This window comes from Paenibacillus glufosinatiresistens (assembly GCF_031470375.1).
GTDB lineage: Bacteria > Bacillota > Bacilli > Paenibacillales > Paenibacillaceae > Paenibacillus_AQ > Paenibacillus_AQ glufosinatiresistens.
In genome coordinates this window covers 1-19,658 of sequence record NZ_JAVFHT010000014.1, presented here as the reverse complement: position 1 = coordinate 19,658, position 19,658 = coordinate 1, and the positions used below count along the sequence as shown (strand labels likewise).

The window sequence follows — 19,658 nt, the reverse complement described above, 5'->3', positions numbered from 1 at the left end:
CTTCCACTCTGCATTATCTTGACATAGAACGGAAGACAAATCAATAACCGCTGTTCACGGCTGCCGCTGCTCCAGCAGATAGCGGGCGTAGCCCATTGGCCGCCGGTAACTCTCCTTCCAGACCTCCGGAAGTCCCGCTTTCAGAAATCCGTATCTCTGATCCCGCCCGTTGCATTCAATGAAGAAGAGCTGTCCGTTCCGGTCGATTCCAAGGTCCAGGCCAAGATCTGCAAGACCCGGCAGGCGCGGCTCCAGCGCCCGGGCAATCTCCAGAGCAAGCGCGCCTGCCGACATGCGCAGATGGGCTGCCAGAGGACCGGGAAAGACCCGGTCCAGCAGCCGGGAGGACGGAAGGGCTGAGCCTCCCTGGGCTACGTTGGAGATGAAGCTGCCGGGAGGGGCCAGCTTGGCGAACAAGCCGGTTACGCCCCATTCTCCGCCCCAGCCCTTCTGCACCGTGACCCGAAGATCGAACGGGCTGCCTTCCGCCTCGGCCAGAGGGATGCGTTCCTGCGCTAGGTAAGGCACAGCGCCGAGGCGCGCAGCCAGTCTCTGCGGCAGCCGTTCCTCGTTAAAACCGATCTGTGACAGCCGGCGGCTTCCCGCCGGCCGGTAGGTCCAGACCCAGCCGCTTCCCTTCCGCGTCAGGCGCATGACGCCTTCGCCTACGCTGCCCCGGCACGGCTTCAGAATAATATCGCCGCAGCGCAGCATAAGCCTGCGGAGCCCCGGGAGCCCGGTCTCGGTGTCCGGAAGATGGCGGCGGAGGGGCGGGACATCGGCCAGCAGCCGGTGAATCTCATCCTTGCCCCGGCGCGTGTTCCGGTTAAAGACGACGCTTCCGGCTGCGGCCAGAGCCTCCGTTCCCCGGCTGTCCGGTCCATAGATTGCCCGGTTGTGAATAACGGCGGGGAGCGGCAGTTCCTCTCGCCGGTATCCGCCGCGCCGGCGAATATAAGTGCGGCATGTTCGGGAGGAGATATCAATGTCCGCGAGCTTCAGGTAGCAGGGCACCAGGCCGAAGGCGGCGGCGGCTTCTTCGTAATTATGCAGCGATTCCTGCCCCGTTGCCCCGTGGGGGATGCCCCGGTGCACCGCGGCATTCATCAGAATTCCGACGAGATTCTGCTCCATACCTGCTTCCCTCCCGGATGCTTAGGCGCGCTTGGCAGGCGGCCTTCTCCCTCATTCTATGCTCCGCCTGTGCCTTTGGGGTGGACCAATGTGCGGGGGCAGCCGCCCCTTTGCCGGAAGAACGCGAATCTCCCTCCTTCGTAGCCGGGATAAGGCAGATCATGGCGCCTATGGGACCATATAGTGTCATTCGCCCATATACCCGCATACGATGGCCTGAGAAGCAATCATCCGTCAAGGAGGGGAGTGCCTGTGGGCAAAATCAGAAAGAAACCGAGCGGCCGGGCTCCAAAACGCCTGTTCGTTGTCGATAACCCCGATATTATGGAGCTGTGTCTGCTGGAGCAAGGCCGCTCGGAGGTAACGGAGGGAGCCGCAGCGTCGGAAGAGATGACGATTCATGCGGCCGCGCCCGCGTTTGCAGGGGAGCTCACCGGGGAACCGGAGGGAATCGAGGTGGATGCGGGCGAGGACTTGGAGCCGGCGGACACGGGAATTTCAGAAGGTGAAGAGGAATCGGCGGGAACGGCTCCGGCAGCTTCCGGTGAAGGAGTGCCTGAGGAAGACGAAGGCAGCAAGCCCGTACAGCCGGATCGGCGGCGGACGCTCGTCTACACGGATGATCTGTCGGACGCTGCGGTTACCGCCAGCAAGCTGGCCCCCAGGAGCGTAGACGGTTCCAAGCTCAAGTATGGCAGCATCGGCTCTCCCTGGATTCAGGATTACGCGGTTCAGGGCATCCATATTGCCGAACACGCTGTGACCTCTGCCAAGATTGCGCCCGCCTCGGTTACCGGCGAGCATCTGGCCGAAGCCAGCGTATCCGGCGGCAAGCTGTTGGACCGTTCCATCGGCGGAGAGAAGCTGAAAGACGGAAGCATTGGTCCCGACAAGCTCGCCGACCGGATCATCGGCGGCGACAAAATCGCCGACGGAGCGCTGGAGAGCCGCCACCTGAGCCGGTTCGTCGTTACAGGGGAAGTGCTCGAGGACGGCTCGGTAACCGGAGACAAAATTGCAAGCGGAGCGGTCGTCGGACGTCATCTGGAAGGCGGCAGCATCGACGCCTCCAAGCTGGCGGGAGGCGCGGTTACAGGAGCCGCGATCTCGGCAGGAGCGGTGGACGCTTCCAAGCTGGCCGATCGGGCGGTGGAAGGCCGCCATATCGGAACCGGCGTCATTACGGCGGAGCATCTGGCTCCGGGAGCCATCGGAAGCGGCCAGCTGGCCGGACGGATCATCGGAAGCGGCCAGCTGCAAGCCGGTGCTGTGGAGCGGGGCCATCTGGCGGACGGAGCGGTCGGGGCCGGGAAGCTGGCGGCCGAAGCGATCCGCAGCCAGCATCTGGCGCCGGAGAGTGTCCAGGGAGCCCACATCGCCGAAGGGGAAATCGCCGGCCGCCATATCGCGCCCCGGGGAATTACCAGCCGTCAGCTTGCGGAGAGCAGCGTCGGGACGGCCCAGCTGGTGGAGCAGGCGGTCACTTCGTCCAAAATTGCGGACCAGAGCATTCCGGGTACCAAGCTGTGCGACGAGAGCATCGGCTCCCGCCATCTGGCGAAGGCATCGGTTCGGTCGATGCATCTGGCGGCCGGGTCGGTAGGCAATGCGCAGCTCCAGCTGGATTCTGTCGACGGCGAGCGAATTGCGCCCGAGGCGGTGGGTTCCCGCCATTTGCAGGCCGATGCGGTGCAGACTGCCCACCTGGACGCCGAGTCGGTCCGCTCCCGGCAGCTTGCGCCGGGAGCGGTCGGAAGCGGACACTTGGCCGAAGGCAGCATCACTGCGGCGAAGCTGGCAGGCGGCAGCGTCACCGGACCGAAGCTGGCGGCCGAAGCGGTCGGCTCTGCCGCAATCGCCAAAGGAGCCGTCAGCGGAGAGCATATCGCTCTCTGCACGGTCGAGGAGCAGCATTTGGCGGACGGCAGCGTCGGAAGCCGGGTTCTTCAGGAGGGAGCGATCGGCGCCGGACATCTGGCGGACGGGATCATCGAAGAGCGGCATCTGCACCGGGGCAGCGTCGGCGGCGAGGCGCTGCGCGCCGGGACCGTGACTTCCGGCCACCTGGCGGACGGAGCGGTCCAGAGCCGGAATCTGGCAGCCGAAGCGGTGCTGCCTCATCATTTGTCCGACTATGCCGTCACTCCGCTGAAGCTGTCGCCGGAGAGCGTCGTGACCGACAAGCTCGGCAACCTGGCCGTTACCGGTGCGAAGCTGGCGGACGGCGCAGTCGGTCCGGAGAAGCTGGCGAAAGAGGCGGTTGGCGGAGAGCATCTGGCGGCTGGAGCCGTAGAGGGCCGTCACCTGGCGGCTGGAACCGTAGAAGGCCGTCACCTGGCGTACGGCACAGTGAGCTTGAAGCACCTGGCCGCAGAGGTCTGCGGGCCGGAACTGCTTCCCGACGGCAGCATCACGGGCGAGAAGCTGGCTCCGGGCAGCGTTGGTCCGGAGCAGCTCGCTCCGGGCTCGGTCGGAACGTCCGCGCTCCAGGAAGGCGCGGTGGATGGCAGCCATCTGTCCGCATCGTCCGTAAGTTCTATTCATCTAGAGGATGGCAGCATCACAAGCGAGAAGCTGGCTCCGAGCAGCGTTGGGCCGGAGCAGCTGGCCCCGGGGTCGGTCGGAACGTCCACGCTTCAGGAAGGCGCGGTGGACGGGAGCCATCTGTCCGCATCGTCCGTAAGTTCTATTCATCTAGAGGACGGCAGCATCACAAGCGAGAAGCTGGCTCCGAGCAGCGTCGGGCCCGAGCAACTGGCCCCGGGGTCGGTCGGAACGTTCGCGATTCAGGAAGGAGCGGTAAGCCTCATTCACTTGGCCGCAGAGGTCTGCGGACCGGAGCTTTTGCCGGACGGCAGTATCACGGGAGAGAAATTGGCATCGGAGACGGTGGACGCCTCCCATCTTGCTCTCTCAAGCGTACATGGCAGCCATCTTGCCGAAGAGACGATCGAAGGGCGGCATATTAAAAAGGGTACGATTACTCTGGCGCATCTGGGAAATGAATTCTGCGCCGCAGATCTGCTGGAAGACGGCTGCTTGGAGCCGCGCCACTTCTCGTCTGGCATTACGTTTGTCGAGCTATTGCCGGACGGCAGTGTCGCGGGCGAGAAGCTGGCATCGGGCAGCGTAGGGCCGGAGCAGCTGGCTCCGGGCTCGGTCGGAGCGTCCGCGCTTCAGGAGGGCGCGGTAGACGGAAACCATCTGGCCCCAGGCTCGGTCGGAGCATCCGCGCTTCAGGAAGGCGCAGTAAGCGGCAGCCATCTGTCCGCGTCGTCCGTAAGTTCCTTCCATCTTCAAGATGGAAGCATCACGGGCGAGAAGCTGGCAACGGGCAGCGTCGGGCCGGAGCAGCTGGCTCCGGGCTCGGTCGGAGCGTCCGCGCTTCAGGAAGGCGCAGTAAGCGGCAGCCATCTGTCCGCCTCGTCCGTAAGTTCCTTCCATCTTCAAGATGGAAGCGTCACGGGCGAGAAGCTGGCTTCGGGCAGCGTGGGACCGGAGCAGCTGGCTCCGGGCTCGGTCGGGGCGTCCGCGCTTCAGGAAGGCGCAGTAAGTGGCAGCCATCTGTCCGCGTCGTCCGTAAGTTCACTTCATCTAGAGGACGGCAGCGTCACGAGCGAGAAGCTGGCTCCGAGCAGCGTCGGGCCGGAGCATCTGGCCCCGGGCTCGGTTGGAACATCCGCGATCCAGAAAGGTGTGGTAGACGGCAGCCATCTGTCCGCGTCGTCCGTAGGTTCTCTTCATCTAGAGGACGGCAGCGTCACGGGCGAGAAGCTGGCTCCGAGCAGCGTCGGGCCGGAGCAGCTGGCTCCGGGAGCGGTCGGAACGTCCGCGCTTCAGGAAGGCGCAGTAAGCGGCAGCCATCTGTCCGCGTCGTCCGTAGGTTCCGCCCATCTACAAGACGGCAGCGTGCTAGAGAATCACCTGGCGGACGGTGCCATACACTCCCGCCACTTGGCCGACGGGTCGGTGGAACCGGAGCATCTCCGGTTCGTGCCGGTTCACAGCGGCGGAGGACGCTCTGCGCTGCAGCAGTTCGGAATGACAGCCTTCATGTTCGTCGGAACCGCTGTCCACACCGAGGTTACCCTCACGTTCGATGAGCCCTACGGTCATACCGGTTATGTGCTGGTAGCGATGACGAACCAGCCTTTCTTCCAGGCCTCCCTCAAGAGCCGGGACTGCGGCAGCGCCGTCGTGCAGATTGTCCGGCTGCAGAATACGCCGCATTTCTATGGCGTGCTGTCCTGGATTGCCATCGGCCCGCCCTCTTTTGAAGAGGAACAGAATCGTCCTTTTGATTAATTAGACCCTCCATTGTTTCACAAGCAAGGAACAGAACCGGTCCATCGGCGGCCCGGTTCTGTTCTTCTTTGCGTTCCGGGGGCGGTCAGGGACAATGGCCGTGGCCGCGCCGAATTCTGGACATAGACTGTGAATGAACGTGCTGCAAGACGAGGGAAGCATCCGGCAAGTGAGGTGGATGAGCTTGAAATCCAGAAACGGAAAATCCCCAGGCAGACCGGCAGGTACGGGAAGCCGCAGAGCACGGGGACGCATGAAGAGAGCGGCAGCCCGAAAGACGGGCAGATCGGGCGGTTCCGTTCAGAAAGGCGCGCAGCTTCGGATGCTGCGGGCGGACGGAGGTCCCTCCGTATCCGTCATCATCCCGGCAATGAATGAGGCCGGGACCATCGCGGCCGTCATCGCCGCGGCCCGGTCGGTTGCTCCGGGGACCGAAGTGATCGTCGTTGACAACGGCTCCTCGGACGGGACGGGCAAAATTGCCGCAGCGGCAGGCGCCCGGGTGCTGAACTTTCCGGAGCCGCTCGGCCACGATGTCGGCCGCCGGGCGGGAGCGAGGGAGGCGAGCGGCGATATTCTGCTTTTTCTTGACGCAGATATGGTAATTCCGGCCGCACGGCTTCGCCCGTTCGTGGAGGCGGTAGCCGTGGGGGCAGACGTAGCGCTCAACGATTATTCCGGGCCGGTCTCCCGGCGGCAGCCTCATCCGATCGTGCTGGCCAAGCATGGGCTTAACGCGCTGCTCGGCCGCCCGGATCTGAAAGGCTGCTCCCTGACGGCAGTTCCCCACGCGCTGAGCCGGCAAGCGGCGGAGCGGCTTGGCGATCTGCTTGCCGTCCCACCCGCAGCCTTGGCCCGAGCCGTGCTGGACGGTCTGCGGGTTGTCCGGGCTTCGCATGTGCCCGTTGGCCGGCTCAATCCGGTCCGGCGCCGGAACGCGGGGCGCGATCCGCTGCAGGATGTGGTCTTCGCCGACCACTTGGTGGCGATGGAACTTCTGCTGCGGGAGCGGGGGCCCCGCGCAGGCTTCACGGACGGCGCCCGCCGAAGGGAGATGGTGCGATGAAGAGCAGCCGCGAAGTCCGGAAGGGGAGACGCGGCGCAGGCTTCGGCCGTCGGGGCAAGGCTCTTCGGGCCAGTGCCGCCAAGAGACAGGGACAGGGACGGGGAGAGGCGGGGACCGGCCGTTCCGGCCGGCGCCCCGGCGGGTTGGGCCGGCCGAGCCGCAACGGAACCGGTGCGTCCGCTGCGGCCAACGCCGCCCTTGCCCCCCGGGCCGCCCTTGCCCCCCGGATTACTCCCGGCGGCCCGTTCCCGCCGCTGCGGGAGCGCGTGTCCGTTATTGTCACGGCGCGCAATGAAGAGCAGACGCTGCCGGCTGTACTCCGCCAAGCCGCAAGGCTCAAGCCCGACGAGCTGATCGTCGTGCTCAACGGATGCACGGACGGCAGCTACGCAGCCGCACGCCGCTTCCCGGAAGTGATCATCGTTCATTGCCCGGAGGCGGCAGGCCACGACGTAGGCCGCGGCATCGGAGCGAAGCTCGCCCGGGGCGGCATTCTGCTGTTCCTCGACGGAGATCTTCCGATTGCGGCCGAGGACCTGTATCCCTTTGCCGCCGCCGTAGACAAAGGGACAGACGCCGCCCTCAACGATCTTGGACCGCTGTTGCCCCCGTTCTCCGCCGCAGATACCGTGACGCGCTGCAAGCTGCTGTTGAATGAAGCGCTCGGGCGGAGGGATCTCGGCGCCGCTTCGATGACGGCGGTTCCGCATGCTCTCTCGCGGCGGGCTCTGGAGACAATCGGTCCTTCGGGGCTCGTCGTACCGCCGAGGGCGCAGGCGATCGCCGTTCTGGAAGGGCTGCGCGTCGAGACGGCCGGAACGGTCGATGTGATCCGCCGCAACCGCCGCCGGGGCGCCGACAACACGGGAAGCGGCAACCGGATGGAGCAGCTCATTGCCGGCGATCATGCCGAAGCGCTGGGAGAACTGCTGGCCCGGCGGGGCGCAGAGGGCCGTTCTCTTCCTCCGGGGTGCAGGCTCCCCGGGTCTGGTCATCTGTCTCCGCAGAATACGGCATACCGCCGGATCGTGGCGGCATGGAGGAACGCGAAATGACAACGAGCATTATCATTCCGACTTACAACGGTCTGCCGCTGCTTCGTTCCTGCATCGCTTCCATTCGGGAAGCGACGCCGGAGCCGCACGAGCTGCTTGTTATCGACAATGGATCGGACGACGGCACCGGCGAGTTCTGCCGGATGGAGCGGATCGCCTTCATTTCGCTTCCCCGCAATCTGGGATTTCCCGCTGCCTGCAATTACGGGCTTGCGCTGGCTTCGGGCGATGAGCTGCTGCTGCTTAATAATGATGTGGTGGTAGCGCCAGGATGGCTCGCCAATCTGAAGGCGGCGCTGTACAGCGCGCCCGATATTGGTCTGGTAGGGCCGGTCACGAATTATGCCAGCGGGCGGCAGCAGGTGACGGTCGATTGCAGCGGACCGGGCGGATTCAGGGAGGCCGCCGCCAAGTGGAATGTCCCCGATCCGTCGCGGTGGCGGGAGACCCGGCGTCTGGTCGGCCTCTGCCTACTGTTCCGGCGCGAGGTGCTGGAGGCGCTGGGGCCGCTGGATGAGCGTTTTTCACCGGGGCATTATGAGGATGATGACTACTGCTACCGCGCCCGGTTGAAGGGCTATCGGCTTCTGATTGCAGGCGATTGTCTGGTCCATCACGAGGGGAGCGCCAGCTTCCGAAGTCTCCGGCCGGCCGGATGGCAGGAATTGGTTGAACGCAATCGCCGCCAGTTTCAGGAGAAATGGGGCGTCGATCCGCTGGATTTTGTGTAGAAGAAGGAGTCGCTGCGCAAGAACCGGAAGATTAGGCAGGCGCGCATGCAGGATGGACTATTGTGGGAGGGGAGAGCCTTGAGAGGAGTCATACTGGCGGGGGGGACGGGAACCCGATTGTATCCGCTCACCCGAATGCTGAACAAACATCTGCTCCCGGTCGGGAAGTATCCCATGATCTGCTATGGAATCGACCGGCTGCGCAGGGCAGGCATTACCGACATACTGCTGGTGGTAACCCGCCAGTCGGCCGGGATGTACGCCGATTTTCTCGGCAGCGGGGCGGATCTGGGCGTCTCGATCACCTACCGGGTGCAGGAATCCGCTGGAGGAATCGCACAGGCGCTGGAGGCAGCGAGGGATTTTGTTCCGCCCGGAGAGCGCTTTGTCGTGCTGCTGGGAGACAATCTGTTCAAGGATGATCTGGCTCCCTATGCGGATGCGTATTTGAAGCAGCCCGCGGGAACCGCCAAGGTGCTGCTAAAACCGGTGGATGATCCGCGCCGCTATGGGGTTCCGGTATTCGACACAGGCGACCCCGCCTGGATCGTCCGAATCGAGGAGAAGCCGGAGCATCCCGGAAGCGGGTACTGCGTAACCGGAATTTATATGTATGACACCGAGGTATTCAGGCTTATCCGGCAGGTGTCGCCCTCGGGGCGGGGCGAGCTGGAAATTACGGATGTCAATAACCTGTATGCTTCGGCCCGCAAGCTGAGCTATGATGTATTGAAGGATTGGTGGAGCGATGCCGGCACGTTCGATTCGCTCAGGGAAGCCGGAGAGAAGCTGAAGGATGCGCTGCCGTAAGGCAGCGTCAGACTGTCGACAACGTGTCGGCGGTCTTTCTTTTTGGTGGAAACTTCGTAGAGGTTGTGACGAGTGTTTAGAAATAGGGTGCTTGTGCTAAACGATCATTGGATTCGCTCATGTGCGAATGGATAAAGCCATTGCTGCGAGCAGAGCGGTAAGTGCCTTTCTCCTAAAAAAATAATCCTAAAAATGTATTTTTATATATAATGATCATAAGTGGATTATTATACCAATGGAGAGGTGGAAAGTTTCAATGAAAGAGTTGGTGTACACAATTTGGCCCGTTATGATGACGATTCTTCTGATTCTTTTGGTTTTGCTCCTATTCAAATGGATAAAAAGTAAGCATACATAGCAAATCTACCAGTGCTTATGCGGAAGTGCACATCGCCCGTTCTATCCGCACGGACCGCCGCAAGGCAGCGCCTTTTAGCGTTGGCGAACCGGAAGAAGAGCCGTCTCCTCACGGTTCGCGTCTTTGTTCCGGGCTTGGGGAGGAAATACTTCCCAAATGCCGAAATGGTACAGATACGCTGCCGCGTTTCCCGTGTCTGCCTCTTACCGGCACTGCCGGGAAGACGAACTGCTCTACAGGAAGGAGCAAGACGAATGGAGATCTATGCCTTGCGGTTAAGCCGCGAGTTGAGCGGTCCGGAATACCGGATGCTTCTGGAGCAGACCGATCCCGCCAAAAGAGAGCGCATCGCCAAATTTGCCCGCCCGCGGGATGCCCAGCGCTCGCTGCTGGGCGATGCGCTGATCCGGTGGGCGCTGGTCCGGCATCTGAATCTGCCGCCGGAAGGATCGAATACGCTGGTATTCGATCACAACGAATACGGCAAGCCGCTGCTCGCTGCGCCGGGCGGCGTACATTTCAATCTCTCCCACTCCGGAGATTGGGTGGTCTGCGCCGTTGCCGCTGCCCCGGTGGGCGTGGACGTGGAGGAGCTGCGGGAAGCGCCGCTGGAGATTGCGGAGCGGTTCTTTCATAACAAGGAGCGCAGGTTGCTGAATGCCGCATCGCCCGAAGAGCGCGGGGAGCTGTTCTACCGGCTGTGGACATTGAAAGAGAGCTACATCAAGGCGGTCGGGCTTGGCCTGTCGCTGGCCCTCGATTCCTTCTCGGTGAACGGCGGGACGGGCACCGTTCTTCGGAGAGATACCGAAGAGCGTTGGCTTCACCGGGCATGGAAGCTGGATGAGCGGCATATGATGGCGCTGTGTGCAAGTGACGGAAGTGAATGCCGGGAGGAGAGACGGATGGATCTGGATGAGTTCCTGACCGTCCGCTCCCGGCCAGGGAGGATCGGTGCAGAGGAGGGATCGGCATGCTGGACACGCTGAACGCCCAGATTGGCAGCTCGGCGCTTATCTGGCTCTTTTTGGCGGCCTTTATCATTCATGATTTCGAGGAAATTATCTTTATGGAAGGATGGACGCAGAAACACGGCGCCTGGCTGATCTCCAGACTTCCCGCTCCGGCCGCCCGGATCGCCGGCAGATACGGCAGGCTGACCGGATCGCGGTTCGCCGTTCCGGTGCTGTTCGAATTCATCGCATTCGTTCCGATTACCTTCGCCGCCGCCGAGCGGCAGCATTACGCCTTCTTTCTGGGAATCAACGCCGTCATGTTCATCCATGTGTTCACCCACCTGGGCCACGCGATTCTGCTTCGGCGCTACACGCCGGGCGTGGTGACCGCGGTTCTGATTGCGCTTCCTTACTCCGCTTACCTGTTCTACCGGCTGACGGACGAGGGCCTGGTGTCCTGGAAGGAAATCTGGATGAGCCTTCCCTATGGAGCGATTCTGATTCCGCTGGTCGGCTTCGGCTACCTGGCAGGCAAATATCTGGCTCCGGCGCGCGAGGCGTGACGGATTTCTGCCCACAGGGCCGGGAGTCCAGGACCGCGGCATACACCGAAAAAAACAGGCTCTTTCGCTGATGCGAAGAGCCTGTTCTTTTTGCTGCCGGATCGGGCGGGGAAAGCTGAGGTCAGACGGCCTTGGGCGACTTCTTGCCTTCCGGCTTCTTCTCTTTGGGGAACAGCGTCCGGTGATTCCACGGCGTCCACCAGTTGAGTCTGCCGAGCAGTTGCATGGAGGCGGGAACCAGCACCGTCCGCACGATAACCGCATCCATCAGAATGGCGATCGCGAGCCCGACTCCGAGCTCTTGCACGAAGCGGAATCCGGCGAACAGAAAGACTCCGAATACCACCACCATAATCGAAGCCGCGCCGTTGATCATGCCGGTGGTGGCGGTGAATCCCTCGACGATGGCGCTTCGGTTGTCCTGGCCCCGGCTGTAGGCTTCTTTGATGCGGGAGACGATAATCACCTCGTAGTCAATGCTCAGTCCGAACAGAATGGCGCAGATCAGCACCGGAGTCCCTACATTTAGCGCCTGTGCGGTAGAGCCGGGCAGATGTCCCCACTGATACAGAATGACCAGTGCTCCCAGCGTGGAGGCGGTGACCAGTCCGTTCAGGAGAATCGCCTTGAGCGGCAGCAGGAGCGACCGGAAAGCCAGCGCCAGCAGAACGAAGGAGAGAATCAGAATGTAGAGGACGATCTGCGGCAGACTTCCCGTGACCTGCTTGTCAAAATCCATCCCCGTCGCCGTCTCGCCGGTCACCTGTCCGCTGTAGCCCCCCGGGAGTGCGGAAGGAAGCTCGGCGCGAATCTCGCGCACCAGCGCGCGCGTCTTCTCGCTGGTCGGGCCTTCCTTCGGAATGAGGTAGAGCAACGTCTCGCGGCCGTCCCGGCTGAGCAGCGAATGAAGCTGCGCGCGGGCCTCGGCCGGCAGACGTTCCGGCGCCTGATAGGCGGCCGCCAGCTGCTCGGGGGAGGCCGGATATACCGAGGTCAGGCTGACGACCTGTTGGACGCCGTCCTTGTCCCCGAACTGCCGGGTCAGACGGTCGACGGTCTTCAAGGCCTCGGCACCGGTCGCGCTGCCCCCGTTCGTATTCAGCAGCAGCTTAACGGGAAAAGACTCGCCCAGACCGTAATGTTCGGTCAGAGCCTCCATCCCGAGGCGCGCTTCGCTGTCCTTGGGAAGCTCCTGGAAGGCGGCAACCGGAATATGCATCTCCAGCTTGCTGATCGGCCAGGCGAGTGCGGCGAAGAAGAGAACCCCGATAGTCAGGAACAACGCGGGACGCTTCAGCAGCACCGAGATGAAGCGGGTCCAGAATCCGCTGCCCGATCTGCTCTTGAAGGCAAAGGGGATGCGCAGCCGGTCCACCCGGCTGCCGAGCAGGGTCAGAAGCGCCGGAAGCAGGGTGAAGGCGGTCAGAATGGAGACGAAGACGACCACCAATCCGCCAAGCGCAATCGAGCGGAAGAACATCGTGTTGGGCAGGAATAGCGACGAGAGACTCGCCATAACCGTCAAGCCCGCAAAAAAGACCGAACGTCCGGCTGTAGAGAGCGACAGTATCGCGGCCGAAGCAGAGGAGCTTCCCTTGGCCAGTTCTTCCCGGAACCGCTGAGTGATGAACAGCGCGTAATCAATGGCGACCCCGAGCCCCAGCATCGTGACGACGTTGGTCAGCGTGGAAGACAGCGGCATATAGAGGGTGAAGAGATAGATAACGGCCAGCGTCAGCACGATAGTGAACATGCCCATCAGCAGCGGGAGCAGAGCGGCTACCACCGAACCGAATACGAGCAGCAGCAGCACAAAAACAATCGGAAGGCCGATTCTCTCGACCATTTCCACATTGCTTAGGCTGACCTCATTCATCTCTTCGGTCAGCGCCGGACTTCCGGTGATGTCGAAGCGGAAGCCGTCCCGGTCCAGGCCGGCGCTCCGGAGCTTATCCCGGACCACCGGGATGAACGCCCGGGCTTCCTTTTCCGTGGCATCCATGTCGATCTGGATGAAGACTCTTCCGTTCTTCTTGTCGGCGAGGCTTTCGCCTCCTTTGGAAGCGGGACTCGTCAGGCGGGCGATAATCGGTTCATCCCGAAGCGCCTTCTCGGCGGCCTGAAGCTTCTCGGTAAATTGCGTATCTCCGGCGGCAGAACCCGGATGATCGAGAACGACCGTGAGCGTCTGGCCATAGAAGCCGTCAAACCCGGTACGGATGCGCTCCGAGGCCTGGGCGGATTCACTCCCGGGAATACTGAAGCCCTCACTGGTCAGATGGTCGGGCAGCTTGGGAGCAAGCAGCAGGGAGCCGGCGAGCAGCAGAACCCACAGAGCGATCACCGTGCGGGGCCAGCGGGCAGATACAGAAGCGATACGGGCGAACATTCAGATTCCTCCTGGCACTAATTAATTTGGCGGCGGGCCGCTTAGCAGACTCCGCTCGCATACAGCGAGTCCATCACCTCGTTGTACAGCATATCGAAGAGGGGGGCTTGATCGGCATTCAGATAAAAATGATCTCCAGGGAACATTTGCAGCGAGAAGCGGTACTTGGTATACCGCTCCCACTGCTCCAGCAGCTCCGGATCGACCAGGGAATCGTCGATTCCGCTGTACACGCTGAACGGACAGAACAACTGGGGCCGCCCCTCGAGACGGAAGGTATTGCTGAGCTCAAAGTCCGACCGCAGCACAGGCAGGAAATAGGACATGAGATCGGGATCGTTCAGAACTTCCTGCGGGGTCCCGTTATAATCCCGCAGCACCTGGATGAACTCGGGATCGGACAAATGATGAACCTGTTCTTCGGGCACATGCGGAGGCAGGCGGCCCGAGATGAAGAGATGCACCGGCGACCGGCGGAAGCGCTCCTCGAGCAGCCGTGCAGTCTGGAAGGCAATCAGCCCGCCCAGACTATGGCCGAATAGGGCGAAGGGGCGGTCCAGATAAGGAAGCATCGCCTCCGCCAGAGCCTCCACCAGCGGCTCCACTCGAACATATGCGGGTTCGTTCATCCGCATGCCCCGTCCGGGCAGCTGGACGGCGCAGACCTCGATGTCCTCCAGCGCCGCGCCCCATTCCTTATAGACGGCGGGCGTTCCGCCTGCATAGGGGAAGCAGAAGAGCCGCAGCTTGGCCTTCGGTTTGGGCTGGCGAACAACAAACCATTCTGAAGCGGTAATCATATGCGATTCCTCCTTAGAAGATAAGATCCGGCGACATGGCGGCTGCGGATTCTGCCCGGGCCAGGCGCTGAATGCGGTCCCAGGACGGCGGAGGAGGCAGGAAGCCGGTCTCGATGCAATAGGAGATCGAGCGCCGCAGCCATTTCGAATCCGGCTGCCGGAGCCGGATTCCGAAGCGGGCCATCGCAGCCCGGGTGTCTGTGCTCTCCGCCGGCTCGGGTGGAAGAATTCCGCTCTCCATGTGCGAAATAAGGTAGGCGATATCCTGCCGGAGCTCCGGTTCCTCGCTCCACTCCAGCAGCAGTTCCCGGTATTCCGCCCGGTCGGCCCAATAGATCGCATACCCGAGAGCCTGCAGCAGGGCGATCAGCTCACTATGGGCATACGGCCTCGGATGGGTGAGGTGGTAGGTTTCGCCGAGACTTGCGGGAACCAGCGACAGTTCGACAATGGCGGCTGCAATGAAATCAACGGGCATCAGATCCACGACGGCTTCCAGACGGGGAGCCAGTCCGACCCGGGAGATGGCCCGAAGACTCGTATAGAGCGCGTTGTCCGCCATATTCCGCTGAAAGCGGCCGGACCGTGAATCGGCTCCGACAAAGGCAAGGCGATAGACGGATGCGGCCAAGCCGCGCTCCATTTCGCTGCGAATCAGCATCTCTGCCTTGAACTTGGTCCTGGCGTATGGAGAATCGAACTGTTGGCCGATATCGAGATCCTTCTCGCCGAAGGGACCTTCAGCCTCCCCCTTGACGGCAATGGTCGACACATAATGAAGCGACTTGTCCTTGCCTTCCCGGGCGAAGGCAAGCAGGCGGCGGGTCCCTTCGAGGTTCACTTCTTCAAAAGCCGCCTCGCTTCCGAAATGCCGGACATCCGCTGCGCAGTGGTAGATCGTATCGACCAGGAGACAGAGAAAGTTGTAATCTTCGCTGTCCAGTCCGAGCCGTTCCTGTGTCAGGTCTGCCGGATATACAAAAATGCGGGACATCTGCTCCTCGGTCAAGCCCTGCGGAAAATACCAGCGAAGCTGCTCCGTCAGGCGGCGGTAAGCCTCCTGATGTCCTGCGCCCCGTACCAGGCAATGCACTACGGCGTCCGTCCGCTCCAGGCTTTCCTTCAGCAGGTAAACGCCGATGAAGCCGGTTGCTCCGGTCAGCAGAATCGAGCTCGGCGTGCGTTCTGCCCGCTGTCCCCGTTCCGCCCGCTGCCCCCAGTCCGCGGAAGGAGGCAGTGTCCGCTCATCTCCGCCCGTGACAGGCTGGAGCAGGCCCCTTTCATTCCCGCTGGAACAAGCGGTCTGCTGCGGGGGCCGGCCGTCTGCATCTGACACCGGATGCAGCTGAACGGCTTTCGCCTCGGGAGCTGCGGAAGAATCGAGCAGCGCCGCCAGCGCCCGAAGTGTCGGCCGCTCGAACAGAGCCTGGGGACTGAGCGGATATCCGCTCTTGTTCAATTGCACTGACAGCTGAATGGCATCGACAGAGCTTGCGCCTAGCGAGAAGAAGTTCGAATCCCTTCCGACGGCATCCAGGCCCAGCCGTTCCTTCCACAGCCCGGCCAGCCAGATTTCGTTCGGCGTTGACGGCGGTTCAAGCGAGCCGCCGCCGGAATGGCCGAACTCCGGCTGCGGCAGACGGCTGCGGTCTACCTTGCCGTTGGGCGACAGCGGGAGGCCATCCAGAAAGACCAGATGAGAAGGGAGCATATAAGACGGCAATCTGGCGGCAAGACGGTTGCGGATCTCGCCGGATTCGCCCGGAGAGGCGGATTCGGAAGGGACAATATACGCCGCCAGACTTCCGCTTCCCCGCTCGTCCCGGATCAGAGATGCGGCGCATTCCCGCACTGCTTCGTCTTCCGCCAGCGCCGCTTCGATTTCTCCCAGCTCGATCCGGTAGCCGTTCAGCTTGATTTGGGCGTCGTCGCGGCCCAGGAACAGGATCGTTCCATCCTCCAGATAAAGTCCCCAGTCCCCGGTATCGTACAGCCGTTCTCCGGTTCGGGGGTGGACGACGAACCGTTCCTCGGTCTTGCCGGGATCGCGCCAGTAGCCCAGAGCCAGACCGGCGCCGCCGATATACAGCTTGCCGGGCACGCCGGCGGGGCGGAGCTCCAGTTCGCAGTCAAGCACCTGGACCGATTGGCCGCTCAGCGCCCTTCCATACGGAATACTGGTCCAATCGGGGTCGATCTCTCCGATCGGATAGCAGATGGACCAGATCGACGCCTCGGTTGCTCCGCCGAGACTGACAATCTCGGCCTCCGGTGCGAGCCGGCGGAATCTCTCCGGGAGCGGCAGCGGAATCCAGTCTCCGCTCATCATCAGCAGCCGGACGCTGTCCAGTCTGCCGGGAGTCCCGTTCTCGGCAGCTTCGGCGAGCAGCCCCGCAAGTGCCGGTACAGTGTTCAGAATGGTGACGCCTTCGCAGGCAACGGTCTCGGCCCATTGAACCGGGTTCCGGCTTCCGTTTTCCCCGGGGAAGACCACCGCCGCTCCGGCCGCGAGTCCTCCGAATAGATCGTAGACCGACAGATCGAAGTTCAGCGCCGAGAGCGCAAGCACGCGGTCCTGCTCGTTTATATGGAATCGGCGATTGATGTCCAGACACGTATTCAGCGCTCCGAGATGGTCGATCATCACGCCTTTGGGCGTACCAGTCGTACCCGAAGTGAAGATGACATAGGCCAGATCGCGAGGGCCCTGAAGCGGATCCGGAAGCAGGCGTTCGCTGTCTTCTTCGGAGGCTTCTTCGGAAGCTTCTTCGGGAACTACGGGAGTTACCCCGTCCGGCCACTCGAGACTGTTCATCAGGTTCTCCGACGTAACGGCCAGCCTGACTTCTCCGATCTCCAGCAGCTGCTTCAAGCGTTCCGCCGGAAGGCCGGGATCGAGCGGCAGATAGGCCGCACCCGACCGGAGGATGCCGAGGACGGCCAGGGCCTGCTCCCAGCCCTTCTCGAGCACGACGGCAACCAGCGCATTGGGCTGCGCGCCAAGTCCGCGCAGCTGCTGTCCCAGCCGTCCGCTTGTCTTCATCAGTTCCCCGTATGTCATCCGGAACGGACCGTCGATCAGGGCAATTCGCTGCGGATCGCGGCGGGCCTGATCCAGGAACGGGAAATGCAGCAGACCTCCGGGGAGCGCCGGCGGGCCGGCGGGGGCTGATTCGATTGGCCAGCCTGCGGGAACGAGGACTCCGGAAGCCGATGCTTCCCAGACTTCAGGGTCACAGGCCAGTCTGTGGACCAGACCGGTATAAGCAGCGAACATCGCGTCCGGCATGCCGGATGGGAACAGCTCATCGACGCAGTCCCAGATCAGCTCGGCGGCGCCCCGGTTCAGTACGGCGACATGATCCAGCCAGATCTGCGGCGTCTCGGCCGTCCCGTGCTTCAGATCGCCGAGCCAATCCAGCGCTTCTCCGAAATCGCGCAGCATGCAGGTGAACACGACGGGCATGACGGCCTTCGGGGCCTGACCCGAACGGCGGTTGATTTCCCGAATCAGCTCCACTCCGTTGAACCTTGTGTGGCCCAGATCCTGTTGGAACTGTTCCTGAAGACGCAGAGTTTTGGCTGCAAAAGACAAGCCCGGCGCATCTTCAGCCTCCAGCAGCAGCAAGCTCGTAAAGTCACCGACAATGCGGTCCGTATGCGGGTGCACCGGCCGGCGGTCGAACAGCGTCAGGTTAAGCGTGAAATCCGGCGAACGGCTCCATTTGCGCAGAACCTCCGCATACGCTCCGCAGAGTGCAAGCGCAGGGGTGAGGCCGTAATTTCTGGCCTGCTCCGTGAAGGCTTCCCACTCCCCGGGAGAGAGGGAGAAGGTGCGTCTGACGTAGTCCGGGCGGATCACGGATTCCGGCTGTCTTTGGAGAGGAAGCTCCGGCGCGGACGGCAGCGAAGGGAGACGGCCAAGCCAATAGGCGCGGTCGCACTCATATTCCGGCAGCGAGCGGCGGTTCTGTTCGTGCAGCGTATAATCGCGAAAATTCAGTTCAAGCGGCTCCAGCTCCGCTTCCGGGTTCTCGTACAGCCGCCTCCATTCCTCCATCAGAATCATCAGACTCGCGGCGTCTCCCACCAATCCGTCGAAGAAAAACATCGTCCGCTGCCGGTCCTGCGGAAGCCGGACGACGCAGATTTCGAAGCCGGGCCAGCCTTCGCCCGGCGTTGCTCTGCGGGTCAGCCGCTTCCGCATTTCCGTCAGCAGCCGAAGACGCTCTCCGGCAGAACGGAAGCGCAGATCCTGTCTGCCGATCCGGCTGACCGGCACTTCCGGACGAATCTCCTGCCTTCCGTCGGCCCGGACGAACGCCCGAAGCATTCCGTGCCGCTGAACGAGCCGGTTCCAGGCGGACTCCAGCCGGGAATGGTCCAGCAGAGGACCTTCGAACTCGAGGAACAGTCCTCCGGATACATTGCCAAGCTCCATGCCGGCAGCCCGTCCGATCCAGTACGCCTCTTGAATGTCATTCAGCGGAAACGGCTCATGGGCCGAAGCGGGATCACACTGCAGCTCCGGCTCTCCGCATCCATCCGGCCCGGCGGGCGCGGCGTTTGGCATCAGGGACAATAACCGCTGTGCCAGTTCGCCGATGCCGGGAGCGGTAAGGAGATCGGAGACGGGAAGATCGGCTCCGAAGCGGGTGCGCAGCCGTCCGCGGAGCTCAATGCTCATCAGCGAGTCCAGACCGAGCCGGACAAGCGAACGATTCAACGGAATGCGCTCTGCGGGAAGGCGCAGAATCCGGGCAACTTCCAGCCGCAGCTCCGCTTCAATGGCATCGGAGGGCAGGTCTGTCGCAGCGGATGTCTCGAGCAAGGCCGGCAGCGGCAGAACTTGGCCGGTTCGGCGGGCCGAATCGGCCAGGGCGGATGGGCCGGATGCTCTCCGCGAGCCTGAAGCAGCTCCGCTGGAGATGGCGAGGGCGGACGGAATGCCGGCAGGCTCCGAAGCGCTTGCGGACAGTGTGCCGCCGGACAGCTCGAACCAGTGGCGCTGCCGCTGCCACGGATAGAGGGGCAGCGACAATACCGGCCCGGCCGGGTAAAAGCTGCTCCAGAGCGGTTCCAGTCCGGCGGCGTACAGCTCGCCGAGTCCTTCAAGCAGGACGGAAGCGTCCTCCTCGCCCCGGCGAAGCGAGGACAGCAGCAGCGGCTCTCGTTCCTCCGGGAAGTCGGCTTCGCCGGAAGGTAAGGCCTTAAGGGAAGTTTGAACTTCACAGGAAGCAGAGGTATTACGAGAAGGAAGGTTTCCACGGGAAGCAGAGCCATCGAGAGAAGCAGCGCCCTCGCCAGAAGCAGAGCCATCGAGAGAAGCCAGGTCCTCGCCGGAAGCAGAGCCACCGCGAGAAGCCAGGACCTCCGGCGCTTCGCCGGCAGCCGGGCTCTGGGGGGCAGGCTCGATGCCGCTGCCTTCCGGCTCGGCGGTCGCATCGCGCAGCGCCGACGACAGCACCGGATGCGGCCCGATCTCCAGATA

Annotated in this window: 11 protein-coding genes; 7 read left to right on the top strand and 4 right to left on the bottom strand. The window is 62.8% G+C overall.

From position 1 onward, the window contains the following. Window positions 1-54 precede the first annotated feature (54 nt). Entirely contained in the window at window positions 55-1,134 is a 1,080-nt protein-coding gene (locus RBI05_RS14235; RefSeq protein ID WP_310551602.1) for a YheC/YheD family endospore coat-associated protein, read from the bottom strand. Window positions 1,135-1,386: 252 nt separating this feature from the next. On the opposite strand from RBI05_RS14235, the gene RBI05_RS14230 reads away from it, so the two are divergent. The 7 genes from RBI05_RS14230 (at window position 1,387) to RBI05_RS14200 (ending at window position 10,978) form a co-directional block, all read left to right on the top strand. Next, window positions 1,387-5,439, top strand: coding sequence for a WIAG-tail domain (locus tag RBI05_RS14230; protein ID WP_310551601.1), 4,053 nt, complete (start codon window positions 1,387-1,389; stop codon window positions 5,437-5,439). 253 nt (window positions 5,440-5,692) lie between these two features. After that, window positions 5,693-6,505: a glycosyltransferase family 2 protein gene (locus RBI05_RS14225; protein ID WP_310551600.1), complete on the top strand. Its 813-nt coding sequence runs from the start codon at window positions 5,693-5,695 to the stop codon at window positions 6,503-6,505. Next, window positions 6,502-7,560: a glycosyltransferase family 2 protein gene (locus RBI05_RS14220; protein WP_310551599.1), complete on the top strand. Its 1,059-nt coding sequence runs from the start codon at window positions 6,502-6,504 to the stop codon at window positions 7,558-7,560. The genes RBI05_RS14225 and RBI05_RS14220 overlap by 4 nt, the downstream gene beginning before the upstream one ends. Continuing rightward, window positions 7,557-8,291: a glycosyltransferase family 2 protein gene (locus tag RBI05_RS14215; RefSeq protein WP_310551598.1), complete on the top strand. Its 735-nt coding sequence runs from the start codon at window positions 7,557-7,559 to the stop codon at window positions 8,289-8,291. The genes RBI05_RS14220 and RBI05_RS14215 overlap by 4 nt, the downstream gene beginning before the upstream one ends. A 78-nt stretch (window positions 8,292-8,369) precedes the next feature. Then, entirely contained in the window at window positions 8,370-9,101 is a 732-nt protein-coding gene (locus RBI05_RS14210) for a sugar phosphate nucleotidyltransferase (protein WP_310551597.1), read from the top strand. A 612-nt stretch (window positions 9,102-9,713) separates the two neighbouring features. Then, window positions 9,714-10,448, top strand: a complete 735-nt coding sequence (locus RBI05_RS14205; protein ID WP_310551596.1) for a 4'-phosphopantetheinyl transferase family protein — start codon at window positions 9,714-9,716, stop codon at window positions 10,446-10,448. After that, window positions 10,433-10,978 (top strand): HXXEE domain-containing protein, encoded by a 546-nt coding sequence (locus RBI05_RS14200; RefSeq protein ID WP_150456188.1) that lies wholly within the window; start codon window positions 10,433-10,435, stop codon window positions 10,976-10,978. Before RBI05_RS14205 ends, RBI05_RS14200 begins: the two co-directional genes overlap by 16 nt. 121 nt (window positions 10,979-11,099) lie before the next feature. Here the strand turns inward: RBI05_RS14200 and RBI05_RS14195 are convergent, their stop codons facing one another. The 3 genes from RBI05_RS14195 to RBI05_RS14185 all read right to left on the bottom strand — a co-directional run. Then, complete coding sequence (locus RBI05_RS14195) at window positions 11,100-13,367, bottom strand: MMPL family transporter (protein ID WP_310551595.1); 2,268 nt, start codon at window positions 13,365-13,367, stop codon at window positions 11,100-11,102. 41 nt (window positions 13,368-13,408) lie between these two features. Beyond that, on the bottom strand, window positions 13,409-14,167 hold the full coding sequence (locus tag RBI05_RS14190; protein WP_150456186.1) for a thioesterase II family protein: 759 nt from the start codon (window positions 14,165-14,167) through the stop codon (window positions 13,409-13,411). 13 nt (window positions 14,168-14,180) lie between these two features. Beyond that, window positions 14,181-19,658: non-ribosomal peptide synthetase (locus tag RBI05_RS14185; protein WP_310551594.1), on the bottom strand; the 5,478-nt coding region annotated here is incomplete at its 5' end.

Coding starts and splice junctions, on each gene's coding strand:
- RBI05_RS14235 (WP_310551602.1), bottom strand. CDS start 1,134: ATGGAGCAGAATCTCGTCGGAATTCTGATGAATGCCGCGGTGCACCGG.
- RBI05_RS14225 (WP_310551600.1), top strand. CDS start 5,693: ATGAAGAGAGCGGCAGCCCGAAAGACGGGCAGATCGGGCGGTTCCGTT.
- RBI05_RS14220 (WP_310551599.1), top strand. CDS start 6,502: ATGAAGAGCAGCCGCGAAGTCCGGAAGGGGAGACGCGGCGCAGGCTTC.
- RBI05_RS14215 (WP_310551598.1), top strand. CDS start 7,557: ATGACAACGAGCATTATCATTCCGACTTACAACGGTCTGCCGCTGCTT.
- RBI05_RS14205 (WP_310551596.1), top strand. CDS start 9,714: ATGGAGATCTATGCCTTGCGGTTAAGCCGCGAGTTGAGCGGTCCGGAA.
- RBI05_RS14200 (WP_150456188.1), top strand. CDS start 10,433: ATGCTGGACACGCTGAACGCCCAGATTGGCAGCTCGGCGCTTATCTGG.
- RBI05_RS14195 (WP_310551595.1), bottom strand. CDS start 13,367: ATGTTCGCCCGTATCGCTTCTGTATCTGCCCGCTGGCCCCGCACGGTG.
- RBI05_RS14190 (WP_150456186.1), bottom strand. CDS start 14,167: ATGATTACCGCTTCAGAATGGTTTGTTGTTCGCCAGCCCAAACCGAAG.